General features: G+C 64.2%; 2 protein-coding genes. Both read right to left on the bottom strand.

Going from position 1 to position 1,663, the window contains the following annotated elements; all coding sequences use genetic code 11:
* Window positions 1–1,215 (bottom strand): phage tail protein I (locus tag DEM27_RS33355; protein ID WP_109462513.1); only part of this gene is annotated, 1,215 nt, incomplete at its 3' end.
* The coding region (locus tag DEM27_RS33350) for a baseplate J/gp47 family protein (protein WP_205909020.1) at window positions 1,205–1,663 on the bottom strand (459 nt) is incomplete at its 5' end. The genes DEM27_RS33355 and DEM27_RS33350, both read right to left, overlap by 11 nt.

Genomic DNA, 1,663 nt, shown 5'->3' with positions numbered 1-1,663 from the left:
GTAGCCATCGGCATAGGTGCGAGGGCGAACGGTCTCGAAGCTGACCGCGATGCGGTCGGAAAGACGTTTTGATGCGGCCACTGCCGACAGCAGCAAGGCGCGTCGACCGGATACGGACGGCCCGATAAAGCCATGGCCGGCAAAGGTCCGGCCGATGTAGACGTGCTTGCGGTTTCGCTTGGCCCGCCAATCGATCAGCAACTCAGCCCGGTGCGCTGGCATGCCGATACGGCCATGGCCGATGAAACTAGCCCCCAACGTCTTCGGAACCGGAATGGCCGGATCGATGACATGCAGCACGTCGGCAAGCAGTTCGCCGCCGCGATCGCGCCCGATGAAGGACTGCCCGATATGATCGCCGACGAACTGCCAGGGTCCACGCTCGCCTTTCATGCTTTCGCGGACGTAGCGGGTATCGCGCGGCATGTAGCCGACAGGCACCGCCGTTAGACTAAGGCTGCTTTCGCGATGCAGGTACTGTCGATCGAGCGCAAAACTGTAAGCCCGTGTCGGCACGTTCCACGCAGCGATGTAACTGGCGCCGACAAAGATCTGGCCGATATGGCTATGCGGCGCGGCACGGCCGGGCACAATAACGCGCTCGATCGTCTTGCCGATCCTGTCCTCATCGGACATCGCGACCGTTTCGATCTGCAGCGGCGTCTGCACGCCATCCTTCAGCAGATAGGCGCGTCGGCCGTGCAGGGCCGGCCCGGTGTCGACGGAGATGCAATCGCGCCCGACAAAGGTCCGTCCGACGTAGGTGCCGTTCGGAACGCGCCAGCGGCCGGTTGCACGGGCCAGTGTGATCCGCACCTTCGGATGGCGGGCGATATAGGCGTCCCACTCCGCTTTCGACAGGTTCGGTGTCGCGTAGATAGCCTGCGGCCGGGTGACCGTCTGGATCAATTTGCCGCCGGCGATATCGATGTAGCGGCGAGTGCCTGCTTCAGTTCCCTTCAGGCGATGGTCGGCGGGAGCCGAGGCGATGACGGCCCGCTTCTTGAGCACGTCCCACGTCTCATCCCAGATATCGACCGATCGCTCAAATGCCAGGAAGTTGAGCAGGTGCTCCGGGCACGTCCACGGATCCTTGTAGCGGCGGATGATATCGACATCGAGGGCAAGCCAGCGCTCGCCGGATGTCTGTTCGATCGCGCGCTCGTAGGGGGTTGTGGAACCCGGCGGCAGAAGGGAGACGAAGTCAGCCGCCATAGGTCTGCACCCTCACGTCCAAACCGGCCAGCACCGGCACCTCGCCATAATCGCGGGCGATATCGCCACCAGGCGTGACCAGCCACACCTTGTCGACGACAGGCAACTGTGCTGCGGCGATCAAAGCCGAGCGCGGCATGTCGCGCGCCGGAGTGCGCCTGGCCGCCGCTTCCTTTGTGATCGTGGCCTCTATTGCGGTCTTCACTGTCAGCGGGTCGGGGCCGGGAAGAATGTAGGCGTCGAGCGAAACGGAGTAGCTGTGATTGGTCACAGAGCGGACGCTCACCACATCGGTCAGCGGTTTGATGTCGGCACGGGTCAGTTGACCGCGCACCGCAGCAACCAGGTCCGTCGGCGCCAGCCCGTCGCCCTCGCGCGACTGCACCGCAACCGTCACCTCGCCGGGCGCCGGTGACCAGACGTCGACGTTGAGGACGCGAGGGTCAGC

The organism is Rhizobium album (assembly GCF_003122325.1).
GTDB classification, from domain to species: Bacteria; Pseudomonadota; Alphaproteobacteria; order Rhizobiales; family Rhizobiaceae; genus Metarhizobium; species Metarhizobium album.
This window is presented reverse-complemented; position numbering and strand designations above follow the sequence as displayed.